This window comes from Kitasatospora sp. NPDC093550 (genome assembly GCF_044764985.1).
Taxonomy (GTDB): domain Bacteria; phylum Actinomycetota; class Actinomycetes; order Streptomycetales; family Streptomycetaceae; genus Kitasatospora.
Genome location: NZ_JBIWJF010000069.1, coordinates 1 through 5,219 on the forward strand (window position 1 = coordinate 1; position 5,219 = coordinate 5,219).

A 5,219-nucleotide genomic window follows, 5' to 3' on the forward strand; every position below is an offset into this window, starting at 1 on the left:
GCGGAGGCCGAGGTCATGACGGCTTCGGTGCGCAGGGGGTTGATCTCGGAGACGGCGCCGACGAGCGTGGTCTTGCCGACACCGAAGCCGCCCGCGACGACGATCTTCGCGGAGGTGGTGGCGCGGGTGGGGGCGGCCGCGTTAGAGCTTGCGAAGTCCACTGAGGACCCTTTCGAGCAGCGTGACGTCGGGCTGGTTTCCGGATTCGCCGCCGGAAGCGGGCTGGTGGATGGCGACCAGGCCGGCTTCGGCCAGGTCGGCGACGAGGATGCGGGCCACTCCCAGGGGAAGGGAGAGCAGCGCCGACACCTCCGCGACGGATTTGACCTCCGTGCACAGCGTGCAGATCCGCTGGTGCTCGGGAAGCAGGGTGGCCAGGCGCTGCGGATCGACGTCGGCGGAGACCAGGGCCTCCAGCGCGAGTTCGTACCGCGGCCGGGTGCGGCCGCCGGTCATCGCGAACGGACGGATCAGCGGGCCCGAGTCCGGCTCGTCCTCGAACTCCTCGACGTGTCCGGGCTCCTGGGCCGGCCGGAACCCGGGGGCCGGCTCGGGCGCCGGTGCCGGGGCCGCGTGGCCGGGCGCCGGAGCGCCGTAGGAGGGCTGCTGCTGGGCGTACTGGTCGTACTGGGCGTACTGGCCGTACTGCTCCTCGGGCCCGGGGTACGGGTGCTGGGGCTGCCCGTACTGGTCCCGGCCGTACTGCTGACCGTGGCCGACGCCGGGTGCTCCGAAGGCGTCATGGCCTGTGCCAGGGTACGGAAGACCGTACTGGCCGCTGCGGTCGTCGGGCGGTGTCACGGTTCCTCTCCTCACAAGGTGCGGCGGTGCGGTGCGGGCTTCGGCGCAGGTCCGGAGCCGGTGGTGCGAAGGCCGTACAACGTCCGAACCCGAGCCCGCCGAAGCGGGCCCGGGAGGGACGCGGAGGTGCTTCGAATACCTGGACGGTATCCGACGAACCGTCAGTGCAGGAGACTGCCCTGGAGTTCCGCGCGAAGTGCGGGGGTGAGGACGGCGCCGGCGCGGTCGACGAGCAGGGCCATCTCGTAGCCGACCAGGCCGATGTCGGAGTCGGGGGCGGCCAGGACGGCGAGGGCGGAGCCGTCGCTGATGGCCATGAGGAACAGGAAGCCCCGCTCCATCTCGACGACGGTCTGGTTGACCTCGCCGCCCTCGAAGATCCGGCTGGCGCCGGAGGTGAGGGAGGTGAGGCCGGAGGCGACGGCGGCGAGCTGGTCGGCGCGGTCGCGCGGGAAGCCCTCGGACATGCACAGGAGGAGGCCGTCCGCGGAGACCACCACGGTGTGGGACACCCCGGGGGTGTTGTCCACGAAATTGGTGATCAGCCAGTTCAGGTTCTGTGCGGCCTGGCTCATCTGAGTCAACTCAACGCTCCTGGTGGTTCGAGCCGCCGAAGAGATCGGTGCTGCGGTTCTGTCCGTTTCCGGACTGGTCTACCTGATCGGGGTCGATCCGGAAGCTTCCGGTGTTGCCGGCGCTGCGGCCCTGCTCCACACCGCGACGCAGGTTGGTGAGGCGGCCACGGACCTCCTCGGGGCTGCGGGAGACCTGCGGCCCTTCCTGCGGGGTCGACTTGGCGTTGCCGGGCACCAGGTTCTGCTTGGGCACGCGCCGCGGCAGGCCGGACCCGGTGGTGCCGGCGGAGGAGGGCTCGCGCAGCTGCTCGGCGCGCTGCCAGTTGCCGTCGTTCGGCGACTGCCAGGCGGAGCTGGCGGTCGGGCCGGTCGGGCCGTATCCGCCGAGCGAGGACACGTCGTGGCCGCGCGTCTCCTCGGGCGCCGAGGTGTCCTTGGCGCCCGCGAACCAGTTCGGGCTCTCGCCGGGCCGGCCGAGGCTGGCCGGCGCGCTGCCGGGGCCGCCACCGGCCAGCTGCTCGCCGGGGCGGCGCTGCGGCAGCCCGGACGGCAGGGTGGCGGGGGCCTCGGCGGCGGGCAGGGCGGGCTGCTCCGGGGCGTACGGGTGACCGGCCGGGGCCTCCTGGGCCTGGCGGCCGTACGGGTCGTCGTAGCCGTCCTGCCGGTAGCCCTGCTGCTGGTCGTAGCCGTACTGGTCGTCGGCGTACTGGTCGTCGCCGTAGGCCTGCTGCTGGTCGTAGCCCTGCTGCGGGTACTGGTCGTACCCGTTCTGGGCGTAGCCGTCCTGCTGGTAGCCCTGCTGCTGGTCGTAGCCGTACTGGTCGTCGGCGTAGCCCTGCTGGTAGTCCTGCGGGGCGTACTGGTCGTAGCCCTGCTGGTAGTCGTCCTCGATCTCGGCGTCCACCACCGGCTCCTGCGGGCCGCCCTCCAGGGCCGCGCGGCGGACCTGGTCGAGGCGCTGCGAGCGCTGGACGGACTCCAGGGCCGGGCTGAAGCCGCTGGACCCGGAGTTGCCGATGCCGGTGAGGTGGTCGTCGAAGCCGAGCTCGGCGGCGCTGCGGGCCCGGGAGTCGGGCGCCCACTCGGCGCTCGGCTCCTGGTCGGCGAAGATCCGGGAGACGGTGAACTGCTCCTCCGGCTCCGGCGCGGCACCGCCCTGGGTGACGAACGGCGGGAGCATGACCAGCGAGGTGGTGCCGGCCGACTCGCCGGACGGGCGGAGCTGGACGCGGATGTCGTGCCGCTGGGAGAGCCGGCCGACCACGAAGAGGCCCATGCGGCGGGAGATGGTGGCGTCGACCGTGGGCGGCTCGGCCAGCTTCTCGTTGATCTCGGCGAAGTCCTCGGCGGTGAGGCCGATGCCCTTGTCGTGGATCTCGACCAGCACGCGGCCGTCCGGCAGACGGGTCGCGTTGACCATGACCCGGGTCTGCGGGCTGGAGAACGAGGTCGCGTTCTCCAGCAGCTCGGCGAGCAGGTGGACGAGGTCGGTCACGGCGGCGCCGACGACGTCGACCTCCGGGATGCCGGAGAGCTCGACGCGCTCGTACTGCTCCACCTCGGACGCGGCGGCGCGGAGCACGTCGACCAGCGGGACCGGGGTGTTCCAGCGGCGGCCGGCCTCCTCGCCCGCGAGGACGAGCAGGTTCTCACCGTTGCGGCGCATACGGGTCGCGAGGTGGTCCAGCTTGAAGAGGTTCTCCAGCTGGTCCGGGTCGGCCTCGTTGTTCTCCAGGTCGGTGATCAGGGCCAGCTGGCGCTGGATCAGGCCCTGGCTGCGGCGCGACAGGTTGGTGAAGATCGCGTTGACGTTCCCTCGGAGCAGGGCCTGCTCGGCGGCGAGCGCCACGGCCTGCTGGTGGACCTGGTCGAACGCCCGGGCGACTTCGCCGATCTCGTCCTTGCCGTGCAGCGGGATCGGGGTCACCGAGGTGTCGACCCGGTCCGGGTCGGTCTTGGAGAGCTTCTCGACCAGGTCCGGCAGGCGGTGGTCGGCGATCTCCAGGGCCGCGCTGCGCAGGGTGCGCATGCCGAGGATCATCGAGCGGGCCACGTAGCCGGTGAGCAGACCGGCCAGGATCAGTGCGGCGACGACGATGACCGTGTTGAGGATGGCGTCGTAGAGCGCGTTGTCCTTGAGGTTGCGGGAGTCGGTGAGGACGTCGTCCAGCAGCTGGACTTCGGTGTTCCGCAGCGCCTGGATGTGGGTGTTGGCGGCCTGGTTCCAGTTGTCCGGGGTCAGACCGGCGTTCTTCGCCTCGTTGAACGCGGCGTCGGCGACGGACTTGCCGCGCAGCTGGCCCTCGGCGGCCGCCTGGCTGTACGCCGCGGCCAGGGCCAGCAGGCCCTGCATGGTGGGCGCCGAGCCGTTCGGCATCTTGTAGGCCGAGCGCTCCTGCTGGGTCGCCAGGGTGACCTGGGCGTCCGCGTACTTCTTGGCGTCCGCCGGGTCGCTACCGGTGTTGAACTCGTTGAGGGAGACCTGCTCCAGCTTCTCCGCGACCACGATCTGCTGGGTCGCGTCGGCGTTCTCGTAGCGGGTGGTGCCGTTCTGCGAGATGCCGACCAGCAGGCTCAGCATCAGCGAGCGCTGGGTCGATGCGGAGGCCTTGGCCAGCGAGATCGCGTAGATCGCGCGGCCCTTGCTGGTGGCGTTGCTGGAACCCAGGCCGACGGAGTTGTCGTAGGCCAGCAGCGGGGCGAACATCGCCGAGTAGGCGGCGGCGGTCGCGCTGATGAACAGCTCGGGGTTGTACGCGTTGGCCCGCAGGTGCGGCAGGTCGCCGACCAGGATCTGGAAGGCCTCGTGGCGACGGGGGAGCTCACCGGACTTGTCGGAGGCCTCGTAGGCGGCGTTGTACGCCTTCAGCGCGGCGTCGGTGTCGGCGCGGCGCTTGGCGACCTCGTTGTTCGGGTCCTGCTTGGTCATCAGGGGTATGAGCGTCTTGTCGCGCTCGTTCTCCAGCGCTTCCGCGAGCTCGGTCGCGGCCTTGGCCAGCTCGGCGGTCTTCTCGGCGCGGGACGCCTTGATGTAGCCGTCGACCGAGGTGTTCACTCGCAGACCGCCGAAGACGAGACTGATGATCACGGGGATCAGCAGGATCGCGATCAGGCGGGTCGGCACGCGCCAGTTGCGCGGGCGGAGGAACTCGTACCGGCCGTCGCCGCCCTTGGAGGAGCCGCCGCCGCGGGGTGCCGCGGTGACGCTCGGGGGGTTCGGGGCGGGAGCGGCCTGGACGCGTTCCTCGGTGGGAGTGAACGCGGAGAATCCGGCCGGCTCCGCGGGGGTACGGTTCGGCTCGCTCTGGCGGGGCTCGGAGCGCCGCTGCGGGGCGGGTTGCTGCTTACGCCTCACTCGACAACTACCTCTCGGCCGACTGCCGGCCATGGATCAATCCAGCGCTACCCCCGGGCCCTGACCCGTTGCCGTACGGGCCGGCGCGGGAGATTCAGGGGTAGCTGGAATTTCAGCACGTGCAGGGATGGGGGACAAACAGCCGCCGCCCGGCGCCCGCGTCGGCACAATCCGGACAATCACCGACAGGACGGAGCAAAACCGTGGTCATCTGGCGCTGAGTGACGCTGTTTCGCCACGCTGCGTCATTGTTGATCACAAAATGCCTACCGAACTGTTATCCGCTGCTTATACACGGGTCTTGCGCGGTGCCCCGGGGGGACACCGGCCGGTAAGCGCGGCGGCCCCGTCGGCCCGTGGGGAGGACGGGTCGCCGGGGCCGGTCGGTTCCGGTCGTCCTTCGTCCGTGCGCTCGCCCCCGGGGTGGGGGCGAGCGCGTTCCGGTGTCAGCGGAGTCGGGCGAGGAGGGCGTGTTCGACGAGGGTGAT

Annotated in this window: 3 protein-coding genes and 1 pseudogene; all 4 read right to left on the reverse strand. The window is 71.1% G+C overall.

Going from position 1 to position 5,219, the window contains the following annotated elements; all coding sequences use genetic code 11:
• Window positions 1–161, reverse strand: a pseudogene (locus ACIRD3_RS40370) (ATP/GTP-binding protein); the annotation flags it as partial.
• Window positions 142–801, reverse strand: coding sequence for a DUF742 domain-containing protein (locus tag ACIRD3_RS40375; RefSeq protein WP_402227111.1), 660 nt, complete (start codon window positions 799–801; stop codon window positions 142–144). The pseudogene ACIRD3_RS40370 and the gene ACIRD3_RS40375, both read right to left, overlap by 20 nt.
• A 161-nt stretch (window positions 802–962) precedes the next feature.
• Entirely contained in the window at window positions 963–1,376 is a 414-nt protein-coding gene (locus ACIRD3_RS40380; protein ID WP_030291361.1) for a roadblock/LC7 domain-containing protein, read from the reverse strand.
• A 10-nt stretch (window positions 1,377–1,386) separates the two neighbouring features.
• Complete coding sequence (locus ACIRD3_RS40385) at window positions 1,387–4,731, reverse strand: nitrate- and nitrite sensing domain-containing protein (RefSeq protein WP_402227112.1); 3,345 nt, start codon at window positions 4,729–4,731, stop codon at window positions 1,387–1,389.
• Window positions 4,732–5,219 lie beyond the last annotated feature (488 nt).

Coding starts and splice junctions, on each gene's coding strand:
- ACIRD3_RS40380 (WP_030291361.1), bottom strand. CDS start 1,376: ATGAGCCAGGCCGCACAGAACCTGAACTGGCTGATCACCAATTTCGTG.